Source organism: Vibrio sp. 11-4(1) (assembly GCF_013048625.1).
Classification (GTDB): Bacteria; Pseudomonadota; Gammaproteobacteria; order Enterobacterales; family Vibrionaceae; genus Vibrio; species Vibrio diabolicus.
Window position 1 is genome coordinate 424,243 of record NZ_VHSY01000001.1, and the last position, 22,418, is coordinate 446,660.

General features: G+C 45.4%; 15 protein-coding genes. 7 read left to right on the plus strand and 8 right to left on the minus strand.

Going from position 1 to position 22,418, the window contains the following annotated elements:
• The first annotated feature begins 30 nt into the window (after positions 1–30).
• Both FKN16_RS01670 and FKN16_RS01675 read left to right on the plus strand, forming a co-directional pair.
• On the plus strand, positions 31–861 hold the full coding sequence (locus FKN16_RS01670) for a sulfurtransferase (protein ID WP_005396103.1): 831 nt from the start codon (positions 31–33) through the stop codon (positions 859–861).
• A 21-nt stretch (positions 862–882) separates the two neighbouring features.
• The gene (locus tag FKN16_RS01675) at positions 883–3,174 is read left to right on the plus strand and encodes an EAL domain-containing protein (RefSeq protein WP_170901865.1); all 2,292 of its coding nucleotides are present in this window, start codon (positions 883–885) and stop codon (positions 3,172–3,174) included.
• A 25-nt stretch (positions 3,175–3,199) separates the two neighbouring features.
• On the opposite strand, the gene FKN16_RS01680 is transcribed toward FKN16_RS01675, so the two are convergent.
• The gene (locus FKN16_RS01680) at positions 3,200–4,492 is read right to left on the minus strand and encodes a glycoside hydrolase family 18 protein (protein WP_170901866.1); all 1,293 of its coding nucleotides are present in this window, start codon (positions 4,490–4,492) and stop codon (positions 3,200–3,202) included.
• A gap of 131 nt (positions 4,493–4,623) precedes the next feature.
• Positions 4,624–5,625 carry a sugar-binding transcriptional regulator gene (locus tag FKN16_RS01685; RefSeq protein WP_005396112.1) on the minus strand — a complete coding sequence of 334 codons (1,002 nt, stop codon included), beginning with the start codon at positions 5,623–5,625 and terminating at the stop codon, positions 4,624–4,626.
• A 466-nt stretch (positions 5,626–6,091) separates the two neighbouring features.
• Between FKN16_RS01685 and tal the strand changes: the two genes are divergently transcribed.
• Positions 6,092–7,042 (plus strand): transaldolase, encoded by a 951-nt coding sequence (tal, locus tag FKN16_RS01690; protein WP_005396118.1) that lies wholly within the window; start codon positions 6,092–6,094, stop codon positions 7,040–7,042.
• A gap of 123 nt (positions 7,043–7,165) precedes the next feature.
• On the plus strand, positions 7,166–9,157 hold the full coding sequence (gene tkt / locus FKN16_RS01695; protein ID WP_047008133.1) for a transketolase: 1,992 nt from the start codon (positions 7,166–7,168) through the stop codon (positions 9,155–9,157).
• A 141-nt stretch (positions 9,158–9,298) separates the two neighbouring features.
• Here the strand turns inward: tkt and FKN16_RS01700 are convergent, their stop codons facing one another.
• From FKN16_RS01700 to aroG, 3 genes are all read right to left on the minus strand, one after another.
• Entirely contained in the window at positions 9,299–10,861 is a 1,563-nt protein-coding gene (locus tag FKN16_RS01700; protein ID WP_053807910.1) for a PAS domain-containing methyl-accepting chemotaxis protein, read from the minus strand.
• Positions 10,862–11,072: 211 nt separating this feature from the next.
• Positions 11,073–12,245 carry an MFS transporter gene (locus FKN16_RS01705; RefSeq protein ID WP_046875894.1) on the minus strand — a complete coding sequence of 391 codons (1,173 nt, stop codon included), beginning with the start codon at positions 12,243–12,245 and terminating at the stop codon, positions 11,073–11,075.
• A gap of 142 nt (positions 12,246–12,387) precedes the next feature.
• Positions 12,388–13,440: a 3-deoxy-7-phosphoheptulonate synthase AroG gene (gene aroG, locus FKN16_RS01710; RefSeq protein WP_047008130.1), complete on the minus strand. Its 1,053-nt coding sequence runs from the start codon at positions 13,438–13,440 to the stop codon at positions 12,388–12,390.
• A 460-nt stretch (positions 13,441–13,900) separates the two neighbouring features.
• On the opposite strand from aroG, the gene FKN16_RS01715 reads away from it, so the two are divergent.
• Positions 13,901–14,893 (plus strand): OmpA family protein, encoded by a 993-nt coding sequence (locus tag FKN16_RS01715; protein WP_006741142.1) that lies wholly within the window; start codon positions 13,901–13,903, stop codon positions 14,891–14,893.
• A gap of 87 nt (positions 14,894–14,980) precedes the next feature.
• Here FKN16_RS01715 and FKN16_RS01720 read toward each other — a convergent pair whose 3' ends face one another.
• Positions 14,981–15,583 carry a beta-phosphoglucomutase family hydrolase gene (locus FKN16_RS01720; RefSeq protein WP_031780520.1) on the minus strand — a complete coding sequence of 201 codons (603 nt, stop codon included), beginning with the start codon at positions 15,581–15,583 and terminating at the stop codon, positions 14,981–14,983.
• A 76-nt stretch (positions 15,584–15,659) separates the two neighbouring features.
• Between FKN16_RS01720 and arfB the strand changes: the two genes are divergently transcribed.
• Positions 15,660–16,073: an alternative ribosome rescue aminoacyl-tRNA hydrolase ArfB gene (gene arfB / locus FKN16_RS01725; protein ID WP_005396137.1), complete on the plus strand. Its 414-nt coding sequence runs from the start codon at positions 15,660–15,662 to the stop codon at positions 16,071–16,073.
• A gap of 101 nt (positions 16,074–16,174) precedes the next feature.
• A complete protein-coding gene (locus tag FKN16_RS01730) occupies positions 16,175–17,944 on the plus strand; it encodes a methyl-accepting chemotaxis protein (protein ID WP_170901867.1) in 1,770 nt (589 codons plus the stop codon).
• A 91-nt stretch (positions 17,945–18,035) separates the two neighbouring features.
• On the opposite strand, the gene vmeZ is transcribed toward FKN16_RS01730, so the two are convergent.
• Both vmeZ and vmeY read right to left on the minus strand, forming a co-directional pair.
• The gene (vmeZ, locus tag FKN16_RS01735) at positions 18,036–21,188 is read right to left on the minus strand and encodes a multidrug efflux RND transporter permease subunit VmeZ (RefSeq protein ID WP_046875892.1); all 3,153 of its coding nucleotides are present in this window, start codon (positions 21,186–21,188) and stop codon (positions 18,036–18,038) included.
• Positions 21,189–21,196: 8 nt separating this feature from the next.
• Positions 21,197–22,324, minus strand: a complete 1,128-nt coding sequence (gene vmeY, locus FKN16_RS01740) for a multidrug efflux RND transporter periplasmic adaptor subunit VmeY (protein ID WP_134645504.1) — start codon at positions 22,322–22,324, stop codon at positions 21,197–21,199.
• Positions 22,325–22,418 lie beyond the last annotated feature (94 nt).

Here is a 22,418-nt window from a genome sequence, read left to right on the forward strand (position 1 = left end):
GCGAACTTCCCAAATCAGAAGGATTTAACCATGCAAGCATTGATCGATGCCAAAGAACTTCATGCTTTATTAGACCAACCAAATGTAAAACTTCTAGACGCGAGTATTCGTTTTCAAATTCCTTCCGAAGGGAAAAAGATCACCAATAAGTGGATTCCAGGCTCATTGCGTTTCGACTACGACAATGACTTTTGTCTGCCAGATACCAATCTCCCTCATATGATGCCAACAGAAGAAGGGTTTAATCACAGCGCTCAGAAACTTGGCCTGAACAACGAAGACCTTATTATTGTTTATGACAACTCTGGAACACTCGCCTCTCCGCGCGCATGGTGGATGTTTAAGGCAATGGGACACGATAATGTCAAAGTGCTTAATGGTGGCCTCCCGGCTTGGATTGAGGCTGGATTGCCTGTCACGGATGCCTTGTCAGAAGCTAAGCAGCTTGGAAACTTTACCGGGAAATTAAATAAACATGCTTTTTTGGACGCAAATGCAATATTAGAGTACTCAAACAATTGCAGTGCAAACATTGTTGACGCTCGCTCACGTGCACGTTTTTTAGGCGAGGTACCAGAGCCAAGAGAAGGACTGCGTTCTGGTCATATTCCTAATTCTGTTTGCCTCCCTTTTCAAACATTATTGAGTAATGGCTTTATAAAGGCAGACTCGGAATTGAAACAAGCATTTAGTGCACTAACGTTATATAATGATAAATCAATCATTTTCAGTTGTGGCTCAGGTGTAACGGCCTGTATTTTGCTGCTAGCAGCATACCAGTTAGGTTGGCGTGATTTATCGGTCTATGACGGGTCATGGACAGAATGGGGCGCAGACCACTCATTACCCATTACTCGCTAATCTAGGAGCTATCGAAGCGGCATGGTCAGGTTAAAGAAGAACATTTGGACACTATACATGGCGCTACTTACGATAAGCGCCGTGCTGTTCGTGTTGTTTGGCCGCTACCATTATGAGTCAACCCTGAATAAGTACAAAGATAAGCAGCTCCTACAATTGGAGCTGTTTGCCTCTTCTGTCGAATCACTTCTGAAAGGACAAGAATCGTTACTTGAAGTCATTGGTCATCAGTTGGTCGAGAGAAATGACTTTACTCGTACAGCAGCAGTTCAAACTCGCCCGATGCTGGACAAACTGCTCAGTATCCATCCGGCGATTATTGGATTCGGCCTAACCAACCCCGATGGAGACTACATCGCCGTAAGCTCCAACTTGATCTTGGCAAAGCTACATAATCTAAAACAAGATCCATTGACTCGTGATACCTTTTTGGCAGCGCTCAACTCCGACCGAATGATTATAGGTCGAACGTATTTTATGCCAGCTCAAGATTCACTTGTGATTCCGATCCGAAAAGCAATTCCAAATAAAGATGGTGTTGTACAAGCAGTGATGACGGCTGGCTTTAATATGAATTCATCTTCGGTTTTTCGTAACGACATCCATGCCAATGAACACAACAGGGTCACATTGATCCGCAGTGATGGCTACCTTACTTTTAGCTCGTCAGAAGATACAACCCTAGAAGATTACCTAAAACCTGCCAATGATTTAGATATAAAAGCCGTTATGGCTCAAATCACAAAAGATTCAGGCTGGGATATAGCGCAACTAAAAGAGCTCACACGAGCGCTAAATATTGTTGTCGACAATTCTCGCCTGAGTGAGTTAATCACATTGAGATACCTTCCTGATTATCATCTTTGGGCCTCTTCCTCGACAGATTTGAATTTTATTAAGCGCGGATTTTACGAACAGTTTGCACTGTACTCGATTGTTTTTCTTATCGTCCAAGGTGCTTTTTACGCTTTATTCCGCTCCATTGCGAACAATGAACATAAAACAAAACTGCGTTTGCTCTATCAAGCGAACCACGATCATCTCACTGGATTACCAAACCGAGAGTACCTACGCGCAAACATTCGACACTGGCTTTCTGGGAAAGGGAATCCTTTTTCTTTGATGTTTATCGATATTGATAATTTCAAATCAGTCAACGACACACACGGTCATGACTTTGGCGACGAAGTTCTAAAACAAATATCTATCCGCTTAAACACCTTTGTTAACGATGGCCGATTAATCATCCGTGAAGCCAGTGACGAGTTTATTTTTCTAACGAATCGAATTGATGAAGTAAGCGTTAAAAGACTAGCGAGCGACTTAATAAAGGCGCTATCAGAACCCTACGAAGTCAATGACAGTCAGTTCCTGCTCAGTTGCAGTATTGGTATTGCCTGCTATCCACACCATGGTGAAACATTAGATGAACTGCTCCTGTCAGCCGATATTGCGATGTATCAAGCGAAAAAACAACGCAACGTATACAGCCTGTTCAATCAGCAGATGCAAGCTACACATCTGCGTAAAATGAAAATTGAGCAACGCCTGAGGCTCGCGATAGATAAGCAAGCGCTTCATATGGTTTATCAACCTCAGTTAAACCTAGAAGGCGATATCTATGGTGTCGAAGCGCTTATTCGTTGGAGTGATGATGAGCTCGGCTTAGTCCCACCAAGTGAATTTATTCCCGTCGCAGAAAGCACTGGGTTGATGGTTCGTATTGGTGAACAAATCATTGAAAATAGCCTGACAGATATGGCTAAACTGACTGGTAATATTGATACATCTATCCAGATGTCTATTAACATCTCGGTCAAACAGTTTGTTCACGCCAAATTCATTACTAATCTTATGAATGCTATTGAGAAACGCGGCATCGAATGTTCAAAGATTACCCTAGAGATCACCGAAAACCTGTTTATTGAAGATCTTGAAAAGTTCGCACCAATTTGCGAGCGCTTGCATGCTCTTGGCTTTAAAATCTCGCTCGATGATTTCGGGACTGGCTACTCTTCATTAAGCATGTTGCGTACGCTACCTATTGACGAGGTGAAGATTGACAAGAGCTTTGTCGATCACATTGAGCATGACAAAAAAGCGCTGAATATGGTTAAGAATATCATTTCTATCGGCAAAAACTTTGAAATGAAAGTACTGGCTGAAGGAGTAGAGACGCTGCAACAACTGAATGAGTTAAAAGCTTGCGGTTGTGATTTGATTCAGGGCTACTTCTACTCTAAACCTTTATCGCTTGAAGACTTGATCGCTTTTACGAAGCAGAACCAAAGCAAAGAAACCGTAGTTGAATAACTACGATCGCTTTGCTTAGAAGGTTTTATTTATTCATTTCTTGGTACATCACCTCCACCAACTCGCCTTTCGGGTCGCCTGATAATTCCCAGGTAAAAATGCCACCTAAGTTCGCCTGTTTAGCCCAATTTGCTTTGGCTTTGATCGAGCGTTGATCTTCGTAAGAGATAAAGACTTTCTTTACAGGATGCCACAAGTAAGGCGCTTGAGATTGCTCATCATACTTGTACTCGTAGCCCTGCTCCGCTCCATAGTTCTTCACCAAATCCCAAAACATGAAATAGCCGTTCTCACCCGTACCAAACTGCGCTCCTTGCTCGGATACAAGATCTTGCGTTGGTAAGCCACCCGAGAAGTCTTTGGTGCCTTGCCAGCCACGCCCATAAAACGCAGCGCCAATCACCAGTTTCTCACTTGGAATACCGAGCTCGATCATCTGGTTGATGAACACGTCTGCGCCCATGCCCCACCAGCTTCGCTCAGTCGCATGCAAGTTGGTAGTATGCCCGGTTTGCTGCCCCCAACCACCAAGGAAGTCATACGTCATTGCAAACATGTTAGTTAGGTACGGCTCCGCGGCTTTCCAATCGATACCTGCTGCTTTTGGACCAACGCCTACAGCAGTAGAGAGCTCGTATTCACGTTTGGTTTGATTTGTGAGTTCATCTAACTCTGCACGCATGGTTTTCACTAAATAGGTAAAGGCCTCACGCTCAGATGCTTTTTGCTCATCAGAAAGCTTGGTATCTGGGTTCCAAGGCGACGTTGTTAAACCGCCACCGCCTGGGTATTCCCAATCCAGATCAATACCATCAAAGAAATCATATTGGGCAACCAACTCAACGGCTGTTTTTGAGAATTGATCCATCGCTTGTTTGTTTTTTGCCATAGCATGGAACGGTTCGGACATTGTCCAACCACCAAAAGAAGGGAGAATTTTGAGATCAGGATGTTGTTTCTTCATTTCAGTAAGTTGAGCGAAGTGGCCTTTGTATGGCACGTTAACGGAGACATCGCCAAAGTCCTTTTCTAATGCTGCTTCGGTATCGACAATGATCGCCGTATACGGATCTTTTCCTTCACATTGTTCGGCAACCAGTTTTTGTACCGTTTCAGAAGCACCGGCATGAGGACCGCACATACTAAGAAACGCGTAAATCACATGCGTCAGCTTATCGGCGGGAATATCGTTCACCGTGTATGGGTTTTCTGCATTTGCATACTGCCAATCCGCAAAGTAACCCGCTACGACTTTTTGCTCGGCGTGCGCCGCACCAGTTAGCCCCATAATCAGTGCAGCAAGAAGTGTCTTTTTCATTGTGTTCTCCAGAGTAGATGTACAAATTTAAAGCTACTCCTAGAGAATATTTTTAACTTGAAAACGAAATCAGGCTGCGAGTCATTTATAACTCCTCGCAGCCTGATTACATAAGTTGCATATTATTTGTGCTAACTCTCAGATGCCGCGTTGCCGTGCATTTGCTCATCTAAGTTGAGTACCGTTAATGCGTTGCTGACGCTCGTGGCGATCACGTCTATCGCTCCGGTTCTTAATGCTCCAAGTAAGGCGAGCGGCTTGCTGTTCTCCGCTGCAATCGCGATGACTTCCGATATTGGGCGAAACTCTTCAATACCAAGACCAATCACTCGGTCACTCATTACGGTGTTGGCAACATTACCGTGAATATCAAAGAAATCATAACCTGCAAAGTCCCCGACCACGCCTTGTTGAAGTCTCGACTGAACCACTTCATCAGGCGTAAACCAACCTAAGTCCACCATGTAACTGTTTTCGCTCATGTCACCAATACCGACCAAAGCGACATCAGCTTTACGTGCCAAATCGAGTGTTTGTTTCACGGTTGCATTTTGCATGAAGGCCAACTTCTGCTCTCTGTTCTCTGCATAAGCCGGCGCATAGAGAGTTTCGGACGTTCCACCGTACTTTTTCGCTAACTGACGACAAATGTGGTCGGCGTTATACATACCACCACGTGGGTGAATACCGCCGATACCACATACAAATTTACAGTCACGCGGCGTAATAACACCAATATGGTGAGCGACGGACGACACGTTACGCCCTTGTCCAACGGTCACCACCATGCCGTTTTTAAGCGTGCTGGTGAGATAATTGGACACCAATCCCGACACCTGTAGTCGCTGTGCCTCTTCATTTGGCTGATCAAGAGCGACAAGCGCACGCTTAACGCCGAATCGCTCGATCAAACGTTGCTCAATCTTGGCGCTAAACACCGGGTGGTATTTAACGGTGATTTCAACGATGCCTTCATCACGCGCCTGCTTGAGCATTCGCCCGACCTTTGCGCGTGATATGGCAAATTTTCTCGATATCTCTTCCTGAGTCGCACCGTCTTGATAATACGCGACGGAAATCTCTGTCAACAAATCCGTGTTTTCAATGGAAATATCTTGATTAGAACTGCTCATGGTTTCTCTCGCCCTTTAAGAGGATCGATATTGTATGCAATAAGTGAGCATATGCTCATTGACTTAGCATATGTTCTTTATCAATTTAAACGCTACATTTGCTCATCGCAATAACATTTTCTCACTACAATTTTTTACCCTCACGTACAACGCTCAACTTTTGAACAATAAGGGCAAACGTTTATTTGGGTTAACCACTAAACACACAGTAAAAAAACGTTGATGAAGTTCACTATAAGTCGATTTCAGCGATTGACTTTCAGCATAGATAGGATAAATATGGACACATCATTTACTCAGCTATCGATCAAATGTTCATTGCATTTGTTCGGTAACGAAATTTTCCGTAGTTGGCTGAGCAGATGTCTCATTAAATGCGATGAGACGATTAGCTAACTCGCTTGCAAATGCACAAGCTGTGATAACAAAAATCACGCTTAAGCCCATTTAAATAGGATGATCGATTATGAGCAACAAGTTAGAGCAACTTCGTAAACTAACGACTGTAGTAGCAGACACTGGCGAAATTGATGCAATCAAAAAGTATCAACCAGAAGACGCAACAACTAACCCTTCTCTTATCCTGAAAGCCGCTCAAATCGCAGAGTACGCACCTCTAATCGATGCTTCAATCGAATATGCTAAAGCACAGAGCAACGATAAAGCTCAACAAGTTCAAGACACTTGTGACATGCTTGCAGTAAACATCGGTAAAGAAATCCTAAAAACTATTCCAGGTCGTATCTCTACAGAAGTTGACGCGCGCTTATCTTACGATATGGAAGGCAGCGTAGCGAAAGCACGTCAACTAGTAAAAATGTACAACGATGCAGGCATCACTAACGACCGCATCCTTATCAAACTAGCGTCTACTTGGGAAGGTATCCGCGCAGCAGAAATCCTAGAGAAAGAAGGCATCAACTGTAACCTAACGCTTCTATTCTCATTCGCTCAAGCGCGTGCTTGTGCAGAAGCTGGCGTATTCCTAATCTCTCCATTCGTTGGCCGTATTATGGACTGGTACAAAGCGAAAGAAGGCCGTGACTTCGAAGCTTCAGAAGATCCAGGCGTACTGTCTGTAACTAAGATCTACAACTACTACAAAGAGTACGGCTACAAAACTGTCGTAATGGGCGCAAGCTTCCGTAACATCGGTGAGATCCTAGAACTGGCTGGCTGTGACCGTCTAACTATCGCTCCTGCTCTACTTGCAGAATTAGAAGCTGCAGAAGGTGAAGTGGTTGAGAAGCTAGTTGATTCTAAAGGCGCAGCTGAGCGTCCTGCACCAATGACTCACTCTGAGTTCCTATGGGAACACAATCAAGACCCAATGGCGGTTGAGAAACTGGCTGAAGGCATCCGCAACTTCGCCGTTGACCAAGGTAAACTAGAAGCGATGATCGAAGCTAAGCTTTAATTGCTTACCAAAAGCGAGTAGCCCGTCTACTCGCTTTTACCATCAGCGCTTATTCAAGATTTTCTATTTGAACTTGTTTCGACGAGTTCCCTCTATTTAAACCCTTATCGAGAAGTAATCACTATGGATCGTAAATACCTAGCAAATGCAATCCGTGCACTAAGCATGGATGGTGTTCAACAAGCTAACTCTGGTCACCCAGGTGCACCTATGGGCATGGCTGATATCGCTGAAGTTCTTTGGCGCTCTCACCTAAACCACAACCCATCAAACCCTGAGTGGGCAGACCGCGACCGTTTCGTACTGTCTAACGGCCACGGCTCAATGCTAATTTACTCTCTACTGCACTTGAGCGGTTACGAGCTATCTATCGATGATCTGAAAAACTTCCGTCAGCTTCACTCTAAGACTCCTGGTCACCCAGAGTACGGCTACGCGCCTGGTATCGAGACAACAACGGGTCCTCTAGGTCAAGGCATCACTAACGCGGTTGGTATGGCTCTAGCTGAGAAAGCGCTAGCAGCACAGTTCAACAAAGAAGGCCACGACATCGTTGACCACTTCACTTACGTGTTCATGGGCGACGGCTGTCTGATGGAAGGTATCTCGCACGAGGCATGTTCTCTAGCTGGTACACTAGGTCTAGGCAAACTGATCGCATTCTGGGATGACAACGGCATCTCTATCGATGGTCACGTTGAAGGTTGGTTCTCTGACGACACGCCTAAGCGTTTTGAAGCTTACGGCTGGCACGTAATCCCAGCAGTAGACGGTCACGATTCTGAAGCGATCAACGCAGCAATCGAAGCGGCGAAAGCGGATCCTCGCCCTACACTTATCTGTACTAAGACAATCATCGGTTTTGGTTCACCAAACAAGTCTGGTTCACACGATTGTCACGGTGCACCACTAGGTGCAGAAGAAATCGCAGCAACACGCAAAGAACTAGGTTGGGAGCACGGTCCTTTTGAAATTCCGCAAGAAGTCTACGCAGAATGGTCAGCGAAAGAAACAGGCGCAGCTAAGGAAGCAGCGTGGAACGAGAAATTTGCAGCTTATGAAGCAGCGTACCCTGAGCTGGCAGCTGAATTTAAACGCCGCGTAAACGGTGAGCTTCCTGCACAGTGGGAAGAGAAAGCAAGCCAAATCATTGCTGATCTTCAAGCAAACCCAGCAAACATTGCGTCACGTAAAGCGTCTCAAAATGCTCTAGAAGCATTTGGTGCTCTACTACCTGAGTTCATGGGCGGTTCTGCTGATCTAGCGCCTTCTAACCTAACCATGTGGTCTGGTTCTAAGTCTCTAGAAGCAAGTGACTTCTCTGGTAACTACATCCACTACGGTGTACGTGAATTCGGTATGACGGCGATCATGAACGGTATTGCGCTACACGGTGGTTTCGTTCCTTACGGCGCGACATTCCTAATGTTCATGGAATACGCTCGTAACGCTATGCGTATGGCGGCTCTGATGAAGATTCAGAACATCCAAGTATACACGCACGATTCTATCGGTCTTGGCGAAGATGGCCCAACTCACCAACCGGTTGAGCAAATGGCATCGCTACGTCTAACGCCAAACATGAGCACATGGCGTCCATGTGACCAAGTTGAATCAGCAGTGGCTTGGAAACTAGCGATTGAACGTAAAGATGCACCAACTGCGCTTATCTTCTCTCGTCAAAACCTAGCGCAACAAGAGCGTGATGCTGAGCAAGTTGCGGACATCGCGAAAGGTGGTTACATCCTGAAAGATTGCGAAGGCAAGCCAGAGCTAATCCTTATCGCAACAGGTTCAGAAGTTGAGCTAGCAGTAGAAGCAGCAGCACAGCTAACTGCTGAAGGTAAGAAAGTACGCGTTGTTTCAATGCCATCAACAGATGCATTCGACAAACAAGACGCCGCTTACCGTGAAGCCGTTCTACCATCAGACGTAACAGCTCGTATCGCTATCGAAGCAGGTATTGCTGACTTCTGGTACAAGTACGTAGGCTTCGACGGTCGCATCATCGGTATGACTTCATTCGGTGAATCTGCACCTGCTGGTGAACTGTTCAAAATGTTCGGTTTCACTACTGAAAACGTAGTAAATACAGCAAAAGAACTACTAGCGTAATTGCAGTAAAAAGATAATCAGTTTTCTCTATTGCGAATGTGAAAACTGAAAAGCCCCGCCAGCAATGGCGGGGCTTTCTTTTATCTGGCCCCTATTTGTGTAAACACAGCCAGAAAGTGAACACAACGACTTTCGTTACGGCTATTTGTCTTCAAATCGAAGCGCGAGCTGATAGAAATCTTGTACTTGCTCTTTCAACTGACGGCTGTTTTGCTCTACGGAGTGCGTTGCTGCCAAGTTTTGCTCTGCCGTAGAAGCAATAGAGTGAATATGCTGATTTACATCGCTGGATAGCTTCAGCTGGTTATTCGCCGCTTCCGCCACATCGACCATCAACCCACTCATGCTTTGCATCATCTGTTCAACCTCAGACAAACGAAGCGCGCTTTGTTCGGCAACCTGAGAACATGTATCCGTTTGCTCTTTGTTTGCCAGAATGTCTTTTTGCCAACTTTGTATCGTCGCCAACATAGCAGAGATAGACGCTTGGATTTGTTCAGTTGCATTGGATGTGCGACCAGAGAGAGCGCGCACCTCATCGGCAACAACAGCAAAACCACGACCTTGCTCACCCGCCCTCGCCGCTTCAATTGCCGCGTTAAGTGCCAGTAAGTTGGTTTGTTCTGCGATCCCACCAATCTCTTCCATCAAATGATTCACTTTCTGCGCCTGATCACTCAGTTGATACGTCGTTTCCGTCGCTTTTTCAGCTTGAAGGCTTAATTGCGCTAGATTGGTGTGCGTTTGATCGATGGTCTCCTTCGCCATCAAGCATGACTTCAATGTATCATCAATTAGCATATGGGCATCATTGGTGCTAGAAGAGACTGAATTCGCCGAAGACTCGACCTCTTGAGTCGCATCACGTACGCGATGAATATCGGTGTTTTGCTGATTTAATGCAGCCGAAACTTCTGCTGTGGTTTGGCTCAACTCTTCAGCACAATGCTGCAAAGGCAATGCGGAGTCTGTCATTCTTCCTAACACGGTTCGAATTCTTGCGGACAGCATTTTGATATGGAAATCGGCAATCGAAAATGCCGTATTACCGGAATAGATCAAGCGACTCACGCTGTCGTATTGCTTTTGTAACTTTTTCAGTTGTTGAGGCGTATCAATTAATTCTTGGCGGAATAACAACGCTAGAACACTCGCAGGTAGTGCACTTGCAAGCCAAGCCAATGGACCTTCAATAGACAATGCATATGCGGCTGCAGGTGCGGTCAATGCGCCAAGTAGAATCGCATAGCGAATGGTTTCATTGAGTTTCAACGACCAAGTACGACCTGACTTCTCGGCGGCGCGCATACTCTTGTAGGCTTTCGTGGCTATATCAACCCACTCTCGCTTTGGCTTCACGCGCACAGATTGATAACCAACAACGTGGTTATTTTCATAAATAGGGGTGACATAGGCATCAACCCAATAGTAACCGCCCGACTTAGTGGCATTCTTAACCATGCCGCGCCAGGCTTTGCCTTGCTTAAGACGTGTCCACATATCGCCGAAAGCGGCTTTAGGCATGTCATTGTGGCGAACGATATTGTGGTTCTGACCGACGAGTTCTTCGTGAGTGTACTCAGCAACACGGCAAAAGGCTTCGTTACAATACGTAATAACACCTTGTAGGTTCGTTGTTGAGACGAGTTCCTCAGACTCCCTCACGAGAGTTTCTTGAGCTTTATGAGAAATATTGGCTGACATAGACGAAACTTCTGTAGTTTTTATTGATTTTCGGCAAGATATATACAGGATTTTTATTTTTATTACAAAAAGTTAGATAAAAAGTCTTATCAAATCGACATTTTTAGTGTGGGAATTCACATTATCAATAAAAATATAAAGAAGAAGTTGTGGAGTTGAGCTAATAAACAAAACCCGACACGTTATGCCGGGCCATGTATAGAAGATCTAATCAAGCAGTTTGGGATTCCGTTTCTTTGTTCGTTTTCAAAGCAAACATCACGATGACGAGTAGCACAAAAGGAAGAACGTACAAATTAAGGTTTTGCCAACCTACGGTGGATTCGAGCCAGCCAGATAGTAATGCAGTGATAGTGACACAACTGAACACGAAGAATTCATTAAATGCCTGAGCCTTGCTCCTGTTTTTCGCTTCATAGCTTTGACTAAATAACCCAGTTGCCGCGATAAACATAAAGTTCCAACCAACGCCTAACAGAACTAAAGCAAGACTAAAGTGCCAAATGGACACTCCGTGTATGTTAATTCCAATACAAGCAACAAATAGCAATCCACCGGCTAAAATCATATTCTTCGCGCCAAACCGCTCTATCAACCGTCCCGTGACAAACGCTGGTGCAAACATGCCCAGCACATGCCATTCGATCACTCCTGCCGCTTTGTCAAAATCAAAGCCACAACCAATCATCGCCAGAGGCGTTGCTGTCATTAAAATGTTCATCACCGCATACGCAACCATTGCGGCGATAACCGCTAGCATGAAATTAGGTCGACGGATAATATGCCCCACTTTATCCGCTTTAGTATGTAGAACTTGCGTGTGTGCTGGTGGAAAACGAATCGTTTGCAGCACGATCAACGCAGTTATATAAAGTCCAATAAGCACGGCAAAAGCACTAATGTACAAACCATCATCTGACCATTGCTGTGAATACACCGCCAAATTAGGGCCAAGTATCGCCGCTAGTACCCCTCCCGCCATAGATATCGAAATCGCCCTGTGTCTTGCCGACTCTTCACACACTTCAATAGCAGCAAATCTGTATAGCGTACCGAAGCCAATACCAACACCAAGCAAAAAGGTAGAAACACAGAACAGATAGAAGTTCTGTTGACTTAACGCATACGTCGCTAGGCTGGCACCCAAAATGCCAATAACATTACCGAGACTAAACCCAAGTCGACGTCCCAACTTGCCCATAATTAGTGATGCTGGGATCGTCGCAGCCATCAGTCCTAAAAATTGCAGCGCAACGGGCAACGTAATAAAACTTGATGACGGCGCAAGTGTTTTGCCAATAAGGGCAATAACAGATATGAGTAAAATATTCCCTGTCATTAATAGGGCTTGGCAAAGGGATAATAGCCATACATTACGATTCAATTCCAAATTCCTTTTGGTTACAGCGCATACAGATAACATATAGGAAAGCAGAAACAATAGAAAGAGATGCGAGTAATTCTCAATAAAAAAGAGCCAGAAGCACAATGCCTCTGGCTCTTTAAAAAAGTTCTTTCTGTTGAGCTTATTTGTTACGGCGCGCTTTTACTGCATCTGAAAGCTGACGAAGTACGGTTTCCGTATCTTCCCAACCGATACATGCATCGGTAATCGACTGACCATAAGTGGCCGCTTTACCATCCACTAAGTCTTGGCGACCTTCAACTAAATGAGACTCAATCATCACACCAAAAATTGCTTCTTCGCCACCAGCTATTTGCTCTGATACGTCATCAGACACCAACATTTGACGTTTGAACTGCTTCGAGCTGTTAGCGTGGCTAAAATCAATCATCACTTTTTTCGGTAGCCCTGCGCCATCTAACTCATCTTTAATTTTAGCCACATGCGCTGCACTGTAGTTTGGCTCTTTACCGCCACGGAGAATGATATGGCAATCAGGATTGCCAGCGGTTTCTACGATCGCAGAATGTCCGTATTTTGTTACTGATAAGAAGTGGTGAGAAGCACTTGCAGAACGAATCGCATCGCTCGCGATCTTAATGTTCCCGTCTGTACCATTTTTAAACCCAACAGGACAAGAAAGACCAGAAGCAAGCTCACGGTGAACCTGAGATTCTGTCGTACGAGCACCGATAGCACCCCAACTGATCAGATCCGCCACGTACTGGGGCGTGATCATATCTAAGAACTCACTCGCGGTCGGCAAGCCCATATCGGTAAGATCAAGAAGAAGCTTACGTCCAATACGCAGACCATCATTCAGCTTGTAGGTATCATTTAGGTAAGGGTCGTTGATCAGACCTTTCCATCCTACCGTTGTACGCGGTTTCTCAAAATAAACTCGCATCACAACTTCTAGTTGTTCACCAAGTTCATCACGTAATACTTTTAGCTTTTTACCATATTCAACCGCAGCAGCAGGATCGTGAATGGAACACGGGCCAACAATTACAAGCAATCGGTCATCTTTTCCTTCAAGAATATTGTGAATGGCATTACGGCAATCGAAAGTGGTCGAAGAAGCGGTTTCAGTCGCTGGGAACTTCTCTAATACTGCTACAGGTGGCAATAACTCTTTTACTCTATTTATTCTTACATCATCAGTTTGAAACATTACTTCTACTTCCTGGTTTTTATTTCCGACCCAATTTTTTGCCAACTGAACTCATTGCAACATTGTTCACAAAGCGAGCAGCATCAAGGGCTCTGGTCATTTTCTGTCTAGCGTTTAAGTAACTTATCGGCTTAGGCGTAGACTTGCAATCAGTTTTTGAAAATAAATGCAAATAAAAACCACCTGTTAACCACCGCGCACAATGTAAAATAAAGTTTACGAAAAAAGTTCAAAATAATCATCAATTTTCTTATGACCCTAAAAATCTTTACTACAATGTAAGAAATATCAGAAGTTTGTGAGGTGTTATTGGTTAGTAAATGTTGATCAAGTTCAAAGATATTGTTGCTTGATATGAAATGATTAGAATATTAAACTAATTTCTTATAAACGCTGGTTTTTTCTAATTTTTTGATAAAACGAAGTAGAAGTTAATATGCAATCAATACAAGGAAACATTATGAACAAAGTAGCAATTGCAGTAGCAGCAGTGGTAGCTGGTAGTAGCGCGCTTTTAAACTCTGCTCAAGCTGAAATGTATATCGGGGGCAAAGTAGGCATGACTACACTTGACGATGCTTGCTATCTAAATAGCCCTTGTGATGATGAAGCTTTTGGTGCTGGACTACATATCGGTTATGACTTCACCGATATCATCGGGCTAGAGTATGGTGTCGACTTCTTAGGCGATTACAAAGCTAACTTTAAGTCAGGGGCTAATACAGTCAATACGATCGACGGCAATTTAACGGCTTTAACTCTCGCACCTAAATTCAACTGGCACTTGAACGAATCTTGGAATTTATTCGCTAAGATCGGTGGTGCTTACATGATGTCTGATGACGAAAAAGATTTCGTTCCAACTGGCTCGCTAGGTGCTGAATACACTATCGACAGAAACTGGAGCGTACGCGCAGAATATCAACGCTATCAAGATCTTTCTGATGACGTATGGGACGACATGGACGCTAACTTCTTCGGTATCGGCTTTAACTACAAATTTGCGGCTGCGCCGGTGGTTGCGGCAGTTGTAACAGAAGAAGTGGTTGAGCCAGATCCAGAACCAGTGATGATGAGCAAAGTGCACAAAGAAGAGTACGGTACAGGTACGTTTGAATTCGACAGTGCTAAGCTAACAGAGTCTGTTTCGGAGCGTCTAGACAACTTCGTATCATTCTTGAACGAATACCCTCAAGCTCAAGTAGAAATCACTGGCTACACGGATAGCTCTGGTCCTGCGACTTACAACCAAAAACTGTCTGAGCGTCGTGCTCAATCTGTTGCGGATTACCTAACTGCTGCAGGCATTGACTCAGATCGTTTAACTGTGAAAGGCATGGGTGAAGAAAACCCAGTTGCTGACAACAGCACTCGTGAAGGTCGTGAGAAAAACCGTCGCGTAGAGGTTGTGGTTCCTTCGTTTGAATACCAAGAGCTAGTTCAACCTGAATAAACATTTATGATACTTTATCTATGATGTTGTAAAAGTTAATGGGGTGCGTTTGCACCCCATTTTGATCTCGCTTTATCGCTCTTTTTACTATGGTTTTGGAAAAAAGATTAACTCGTTATCTTGCACCATAACGCAATCCATACCCGCTGCATGCGCCGCTCGTTTACCTAGCTCGGTATCCTCGAATACAAGACATTGTGACGCTTCCAACCCGAGATGCTCGGCCGCCACCAAAAAGGTATCCGGAAAAGGCTTATGATTCTCTACATCACTTGCTGTTACCACAACATCCAACTTGTCCAATAAACCGGAGTGGCTCAGTAAGCGCATTGCACTTTCTCGTTGACTGCCAGTTCCGACCGCTATTTTCTTGTGGCCTAAATATTCTTCTAACACGATATTAGTGCACGGAATAACGTCCCCGTGCAGCTCCATAGCAGCGAACGTTTCCATTTTAAATGTAGCGACGGTTTTAGGATCTAATGAAAGCTCATGCACACGGTTTAGCTCCTCAACAATTTTAAAGCTTGGCATGCCTCCTAAACTGTGAAACCACTCCTGACAAAACGGAAAATCAAAGCGATCTGCGGTTGCTTGCCAAGCAGCCAAATGGGCTGGCATGGTATCTATTAAAGTACCATCCATATCAAATATGAATCCCTCATAGGGCCTAAAATCAATCGTGCTCATGTCTTTTCTTCTATTTGTACATCTGTGATGTTAATTTATCAGCTCTTTCAATCGTCCTTACCGGCATTTACTTATCATGCTCAAAATTTCGAACTCCGTCACAATTCAAGAGTGGGAAATTCAATTATCCCCAATTAGAGCTCAAGGAAATGGTGGCCAGAACGTTAACAAGGTAGCGTCCGCTATACATTTACGCTTTGATATCCGACATTCCAGCTTACCTGACTTCTACAAAGAACGATTACTTGCTCTTTCTGACAGTCGTATAACTAAAGATGGCGTGATCATCATCAAAGCGCAACAATTTCGCACGCAAGAACAAAATAAGGAAGACGCCCTGAATCGGCTTCAAGCTTTAATTAAAGCTGCCGCCTTACAGGAGAAGAAGCGTATTAAAACGAAACCAACCCGTGCTTCTCAACGCCGAAGACTTGATACCAAGAACAAGCATGGAGCGAAAAAGCAGCAACGTAAGAAAGTGCTGTATTAATGCATGTCGTTTTCTCGACATGTTAGTTGAACAACGTTTGCTAGCCCTTGGGAAATCTCATTGGATTTCTCTTTTTAGTTACTTATTCAGGAAACAACAATATGACTATTAGGCAAAAACTCTACTTCCTCGGAGTTATCGCCATTTTAGGCATCGTGGCCCTTTTGGGTACGTCATCCCATTTCGCCAATAAGAGCAATGAACTTAACCACGCCATCAAACTCGTTGGCGATCTAGAAATACGTTTACTCAACTTACGCAGAAACGAGAAAGATTTCTTACTGCGTAGTAATGACAAATACTTAAACAAATTTGATGCGAATGTTGATAAGTTTCTAAATACCGAAAAAGAGCTTGCGAGCATACTCACGAGCAATGAATTACCTTCCAGTCAACGATTCAAACAAGACCTTCTGGCATACCAAAAGGGCTTTCAGAATCTGGTCAGTGCTTACCAACGCTACGGACTTGATGCAAAGAGTGGCCTTCTTTTTGGTTACGAGCAAGCACTGTTAGAAGCCAAGCAACGCTCCGACCACCAGCAATTGCTGGCTTTGGTTCGTTTTGACTCTGCAATCAAATCAGGTCAATTCAATAGTGATTTGCTTGTTGGGCTATATGCTCCGGAGCTCATCAAAACAGGTAAGCTAGTAGCGGCACAAAAACAAGTTGTAGGAGTCGCTTACGACCAAGGCCTACTTGGTGAAACTCGCGCATTATCTCATGCCGTAGAAGAGCAATTTGAAACCTTTTCGACAGCCCTTAGCTCTGCTGCTGCAAAGCGTGATGAACAAATGTCGACCATCAAGCAAGTCATTACTGCCCTGATCTTAGGTGTTATTTTCGCATTGATTTGGCAGATCTCTCGCTCAATCAATACACGAGTAAACAGCTTGCTTGGCACCATTCGAAGCATTAGCGAAACAAACAACATGGGACTGCGCTCTGACTTGAAAGGCAAAGATGAGCTATTTGATATCAGCCACCACCTCAATGATCTGTTGGATAAGCTTGAGCAGTTAATTAGTGGCACCCAAGAAAAATCGGCGCAGTTAACAGCCAGTACCGATAATATGCATCGTGAGCTAGAAGGGGTTATGGAGCAGTTCCATACTCAAACGGACCACACTGCATCGATGGCTACTGCGGTTCAGCAAATGGTGGCAACGATAGGTGAAATATCGGAAAGCACGTCGGTTGCGGTAGAGGGTGTGCATCAAGCCGCGAATAATGCCGAACAAGGCCGCAGTGTTGTTGAAACTACTGTAGCCAACATTGGTCAATTGACCAGTATTTTATCGAACAGTCAGCAGTCGATTGGCTCGTTGAACCAACATGTAGATAAAATTGGTGGTGCGGTGAACATCATCCAAGAAATTGCGGAACAAACTAACTTACTGGCTCTCAATGCAGCAATTGAAGCCGCGCGAGCGGGCGAACAAGGTCGTGGCTTCGCCGTTGTTGCCGATGAAGTACGTGCCCTAGCTAGCCGAACTCATCAATCTACCGAGGAAATCACGCGGGTCGTTGCAGATATTCAAACTCAAATGTCTACAGTTGTTGCTGATATTGATCAATGTAACGATCAAGGACAACAAACGCTTAATGCCTCTGAAAAACTGGATTCTAGCCTGCAGCAGATCATCACTGACATGCATGCAATTCAAGGCAATTCGGAGCGCATTGCTTCTGCGATTGAAGAGCAAGGTATCGTGATGAACCAAGTTAGTGGCTCAATCACCGAGCTTAACGCGATATCTGAAAACAACATGCAATCCGCTCAGGAATGCTTGCACGAAGTGAACTCTGTCTCCGCTCAAGCTCATGATATGGACGAAGCCGTTGCACAATTTAAAACCGCGCTAAAATAACCTTCCCTACAAATAAAAAGCCCGAGGCAATCATTGCTTCGGGCTTTTTTTCGACTTTAACTTCGTGCTCTACTGTGCACAGCGGGTGTGATTACTCATCATCAAGAGGAACCAGCTTGGTGTTGCCGCCATGAACTTTCTCACGCTGTCTTTGCACCAGAGCGTAGAAGCCTGGGATCAAGAATGTACCTGCTAGAAGCACACACAATAGACCACCAATCAGCGACACGCCGAGCGAGTTTTGGCTCACGTGCCCTGCACCTGCGGCGAAGATCAGCGGGAAGATACCCAGGATAAACGACCAAGATGTCATATTCACTGCGCGGAAACGTAACGTGCCTCCTTTAACCGCTGCACTATCGATATCAGCATCTTTTTCTTCACGTTCTTGCTTGGCGAACTCCACAATCAAAATTGCGTTTTTCGCCGCCAAGGCTATGAGCAAGACAAGGCCAATTTGCGCATACAAGTTAAGCGGTGTCCCAGTCAGATTCAACGCCAAGAAGGAGCCTAACGTTGCTACTGGCACCACCAAAATGATGGCTAATGGAATACTCCAGCTCTCATATTGTGCCACCATGAACAAGTAAATGAAGATCAAAGCCAGTGCAAAAGCATAAATGGCTTGGTTACCCGCAAGTACTTCCTGATAAGCCATACCTGTCCATTCGTACGTGTAGCCCTGCGGAAGAACCTCTGCTGCAACGCGTTCCATTGCGGCAATCGCATCACCACTAGAGTAGCCCGGAGCTGGTTGGCCTTGAATGATAGCACTGCGGTACATGTTGTAACGCCATGCCACATCAGGCTCAAACACTTGCTCGTAGCTCACTAGCGTACTTAGCGGAACCATATCACCGTTCGAAGAACGAACATGGAAACGCTCTAGATCTTCCATGCTGCTACGGTGCTGGCTATCAGCTTGCATGGTTACGCGGAAGTTCTTACCAAACATGGTGAAGTCATTCACATAAAGCGAACCTAAGTTGCCTTGCAAGGTTTGGAAAATAGACGACAGTGAAATACCCAACTGCTGTGCTTTCTCACGGTCGATATCAACGTAGTAGTGCGGGACATTCGCGCGGAACGTACTAAACGTGTAGGCAATTTCAGGGGCTTGGTTGGCCGCTTGGATCATTTCTCCCATGACCATCGACAAATCGGTACGGCTTCGCCCTAGCGTATCTTCAAGCACAAACTCAAAACCAGACGCAGCGCCCATACCAGGAACCGCCGGAGGTCCCATCGCAAACACAACCGCTTGAGGCAACTCTGTCGCCGCTCGGCCATTAATACGCGCCGCGATGGCATTGGCAGAGTGTTCCCCTTGCAACGAGTTACGAGTATCCCAGTCATGCAGTTTGATAAACACAGATGCACCGTTTGATGCTGCTGCGCCTGTCATAAACGAGTAACCGTTCGCAACCGTCACGCCATCCACACCAGGCTCTTCACCAATCATGTTCATTAAATCATTGGTGACTTCTTCAGTACGAGATAAAGAAGCTGAATCTGGTAGCTGAACGTTAACCAGCAAAATGCCTTTATCTTCTTGAGGAACAAACGCTGTTGAGGTGGTTTTCGCAAAGAAAGTGACCGCCGCGATAGCGACTATAAAGAACGTCACGAGCAGCAAAGATTTCTTCACCAAGAAACCAGCGACCTGACCATAACGCGTTGTGATACGCTCTAAGCCTCGGTTGAAAGCCTGGAACCAGTTAGCCGTGTTGCCCCCACCCTGCTTCAATACCAAAGAACAAAGTGCTGGAGACAGCGTCAATGCGTTAATGGATGAGATCACAACCGAAATACAGATGGTCAAAGCGAACTGGCGATACATGATACCAGTGATACCCGGCAGCATCGCGACTGGTATGAATACCGCAAGTAAAACCAAGGTCGACGTGATGATTGGGCCCGTTACTTCTTTCATCGCTAGCAATGTCGCTTTACGCGGTGAAATGGTTGGGTCTTTCGCCATGGTGGTATCGACGTTTTCGATAACCAGAATCGCATCGTCCACCACGATACCAATCGCGAGGATCAAACCAAACAAAGTGACCGTATTGATGGTGAAGCCCGTCGCCTGCATGATGGCAAACGTACCAATCAGAGAAACGGGGATCGCAACAACAGGAATCAACGTTGCGCGCGCACTACCCAAGAACAAGTAAGTTACAGCAATCACCAATAGAATCGCTTCAATCAGCGTTTTCACTACCCCTTTGATCGATTCAGATACGAACACGGTTGTATCGTAGCTGGTCTCATACGCCATGCCCTCAGGGAAGTTTTTACTCAAGTCCTCAAGCAGCTCCATGACGGCCTGACCACTTTCTAACGCGTTCGCATCCGATTGAAGAGACAATGCAACAATTGACGCGTCCTGACCACGGAATTTACCGTTACCATCGTAGAACTTTTTACCTAGTTCGACACGAGCGACATCTTTCAGATAAACCGTGGAACCATTTGGATTAGCTCGAAGGACAACGTTCTCAAACTCGCTCACGCTTTCCAAGCGACCTTTGGTCACAAGGTTAAACTGAACTTCTTGCGGATTGTTGTATGGTGCTGCACCAACACGCCCTGCCGCAACTTGAACGTTCTGTTCAGCCAAAGCGGCGTATACGTCTGACGTGGTTAGCTTAAGGTTGGCCATTTTTTCCGGATCTAACCAAACACGCATTGCGTATTCGCCACCACCAATCACGTTAACTTCACTAATGCCTTTCGCACGAGCGAGCTGATCTTTTACATTCAAGTTAATGTAGTTAATCAAGAACTGATCGTCGTATTTGCCATCAGGCGAATAGAAGTTAAGGACCATCAGCAAGTCAGGTGAGCGTTTTTTCACCGTCACACCAACCATGCGCACTTCTTGAGGCAGTTTTGACTCGATCTGTGACACACGGTTTTGCACGTTTACTTGCGCCATGTCTGGATCGGTCCCGACATCGAACGTGACATTTAGGCTGTATGAGCCATCGTTCGCGCTCTTTGAAGACATGTAGATCATGTCCTCAACGCCATTGACCGACGTCTCTATGGGGTCCGCAATGGCCTGCTCGACAACTTCCGCACTCGCACCGGTGTAGTATGCCGAAACGCTGACTGATGGCGGACTTATCTGTGGGTACTCCGCCACTGGCAAAATCGCCAGTGAGATCGCGCCTGCTAGCGTTAATATGATCGAAATAACCAGCGCGAATTTGGGTCTCTGAATAAAGAAACGACTTAACATAGTGCCCCCTACTGCTTATCTTCAGCAGGTGTTTGAATGCGCACTTCTACACCATTACGCACACGCTGTAGGCCCTGTGTAATAACCGTATCTTCCTGATCGAGGCCTTCTCGAATGATAATGCCTTGTTCAACCTGAGGTCCAAGCTCGACGTTACGACGCTCTGCCACACTTCCCTCAGCCATCACCATCACAAAGTCACCTTCTAAGTCAGTCTGTACGGCACGTCGTGGGATAACAATAACGTCTTTCGTGTTCTTATCTCTCAAGTTCACTTTGATGTGCTGACCCGGAAGTAACTTCTGCTCTGGGTTTGGCACTAGCGCACGCATTGCAATCGTACCAGTTTTGGTATCAATACGATTACCTAAGAAATCGAGCTTACCGAGATGCTCAAAAAACTGACCATTTTCCAGCTCAAGCTGAACTTCAACTCTGTTTGATTCTGCTGAGCCGTCGCCTTTGACTTGATCCATACCCATGGCTAACCGCTCGCGCTCACTCACACTAAATGAAGTATGCACTGGGTCTAAGCTCACCAATGTCGTCAGCACGCCAGATGAAGGGGAAACAAGATCACCGGTACTCACTTTGGTATCGCTAATACGACCGCTGAACGGAGCTCGGATTTGAGTATAAGAAAGGTTAACTTCAGCAAGCTTAAGCTGAGCGTTTGCTGCTTCTAGCTCGGCTTTCGCACCAAGAAGTGCCGCAGTTAAGGCGTCAAACTCAGATTGGGAGATACTACCGCGAGGCAACAAGTTTTTACCTCGGGTGTGGTCTAGTTCCGCTTTTTTTAGCGCGGCTTTTGCTTGTGCAAGTGCCGCTTTAGCGCTCGCGACTTGTGCTTCAAAAGAAGATGGCTCGATAGAATAAAGAAGCTGCCCTTTTTCTACCATTTGCCCCTCTTCAAAGTGACGAGCTTTTAAATAGCCAGAAATCTGCGCGGTAATATTGGTATCTTCTACTGCTTCAATGCGACCGATATAAGACTTGCTCGGTTGGTAGTCGATAACCGTGACATCCTGAGTCACTACGAGAGGCGCCTGGCCTTCCCTTTGGGCATTATTAGCTTCCCCGCATCCAGCGAGGATTGCTGTAGCCGCCATTAGTGCGACAAGTGGTTTCTTTTGCATGTATTTACCGTCTTTATAGAACAGGATATTGTTGAATTCCCATCAACCTTACTCCTTGCTGCCACTGAAAACTTCACTCAAAAGCCCCCAAAAT

Coding starts and splice junctions, on each gene's coding strand:
- FKN16_RS01670 (WP_005396103.1), top strand. CDS start 31: ATGCAAGCATTGATCGATGCCAAAGAACTTCATGCTTTATTAGACCAA.
- FKN16_RS01675 (WP_170901865.1), top strand. CDS start 883: ATGGTCAGGTTAAAGAAGAACATTTGGACACTATACATGGCGCTACTT.
- FKN16_RS01680 (WP_170901866.1), bottom strand. CDS start 4,492: ATGAAAAAGACACTTCTTGCTGCACTGATTATGGGGCTAACTGGTGCG.
- FKN16_RS01685 (WP_005396112.1), bottom strand. CDS start 5,625: ATGAGCAGTTCTAATCAAGATATTTCCATTGAAAACACGGATTTGTTG.
- tal (WP_005396118.1), top strand. CDS start 6,092: ATGAGCAACAAGTTAGAGCAACTTCGTAAACTAACGACTGTAGTAGCA.
- tkt (WP_047008133.1), top strand. CDS start 7,166: ATGGATCGTAAATACCTAGCAAATGCAATCCGTGCACTAAGCATGGAT.
- FKN16_RS01700 (WP_053807910.1), bottom strand. CDS start 10,861: ATGTCAGCCAATATTTCTCATAAAGCTCAAGAAACTCTCGTGAGGGAG.
- aroG (WP_047008130.1), bottom strand. CDS start 13,440: ATGTTTCAAACTGATGATGTAAGAATAAATAGAGTAAAAGAGTTATTG.
- FKN16_RS01715 (WP_006741142.1), top strand. CDS start 13,901: ATGAACAAAGTAGCAATTGCAGTAGCAGCAGTGGTAGCTGGTAGTAGC.
- FKN16_RS01720 (WP_031780520.1), bottom strand. CDS start 15,583: ATGAGCACGATTGATTTTAGGCCCTATGAGGGATTCATATTTGATATG.
- arfB (WP_005396137.1), top strand. CDS start 15,660: ATGCTCAAAATTTCGAACTCCGTCACAATTCAAGAGTGGGAAATTCAA.
- FKN16_RS01730 (WP_170901867.1), top strand. CDS start 16,175: ATGACTATTAGGCAAAAACTCTACTTCCTCGGAGTTATCGCCATTTTA.
- vmeZ (WP_046875892.1), bottom strand. CDS start 21,188: ATGTTAAGTCGTTTCTTTATTCAGAGACCCAAATTCGCGCTGGTTATT.
- vmeY (WP_134645504.1), bottom strand. CDS start 22,324: ATGCAAAAGAAACCACTTGTCGCACTAATGGCGGCTACAGCAATCCTC.